This is a genomic window from Pseudomonas sp. EA_65y_Pfl1_P113 (assembly GCF_963970525.1).
GTDB lineage: Bacteria > Pseudomonadota > Gammaproteobacteria > Pseudomonadales > Pseudomonadaceae > Aquipseudomonas > Aquipseudomonas tritici.
Map to the genome: position 1 here is coordinate 1 of NZ_CAXAQM010000159.1, position 721 is coordinate 721.

The following is a 721-nucleotide window of genomic DNA, read 5'->3' on the forward strand; positions in this document are numbered from 1 at the left end:
GCCTCGACACGAATGGCGATCTTGCCTGCGCGAAAATCGATCGGAACGATGCGCCTGGATTTGGCCAGCGAGAAGAACGGATAGGCCATGAGATCCTGGGCATCGCGGGCTGCGAGATCGCCGGGAAGCGCACGGAACAGGTCGAGCTGCTCGCGTTCTGAACGGGGTCTGCGTCGCATCGTTACTGCGCTCCCGTAACGATCAGCGGCGCGTCTGGCCGGCGTAGGGGCGCAAAGCCGCCGGATGCCGTTTAGCGGGCAACACGGTCCCAGCACCGGAATCTGAGGTTGATTCGCGGATCCCGCGTTTGGCCCAGGCTTCCAAATCGGCGATCGCATAGACAACGCGACCGCCAAGCTTTCGATAAGTGGGACCGGTACCGTAGGTCCGGTGCTTTTCCAGTGTCCGGCCGGAGAGACTGAGGAATCGCGCGGCTTCGGGCGTGCGCAGGTATCGGGGCGGCAAGCCGGCGTTCGGATCGGACATATCAGAAGCTCCATCGTCTCATGGAGCGCCACAGCGGTTCGCGGCGCGTCTGTTGTGACGATGGCGAAGAAGGCAAGCGCAGGGGGATGCCGATGATGGGGTGTCGAATTTCGGCACCCCTCCTCACCGACATCATCAGCTATTTCTTGCGGCGGCTCGGACGGAGCAGTTCGCGATAGCCGCCGCGCATCAGCGCAAGCCCGGTTTGCACCAAGCGGATGGTGCGGTTGCGCAG

2 protein-coding genes and 1 pseudogene are annotated in these 721 nt (G+C 63.2%); all 3 read right to left on the reverse strand.

Annotated elements, in window-relative coordinates:
* Positions 1-179: pseudogene (locus tag AACY52_RS28865) on the reverse strand (RepA replication protein); the annotation flags it as partial.
* 22 nt (positions 180-201) lie between these two features.
* Positions 202-486: an AlpA family transcriptional regulator gene (locus AACY52_RS28870; RefSeq protein WP_212236871.1), complete on the reverse strand. Its 285-nt coding sequence runs from the start codon at positions 484-486 to the stop codon at positions 202-204.
* A 139-nt stretch (positions 487-625) separates the two neighbouring features.
* Positions 626-721 (reverse strand): DNA -binding domain-containing protein, encoded by a 96-nt coding sequence (locus AACY52_RS32435; protein ID WP_370468062.1) that lies wholly within the window; start codon positions 719-721, stop codon positions 626-628.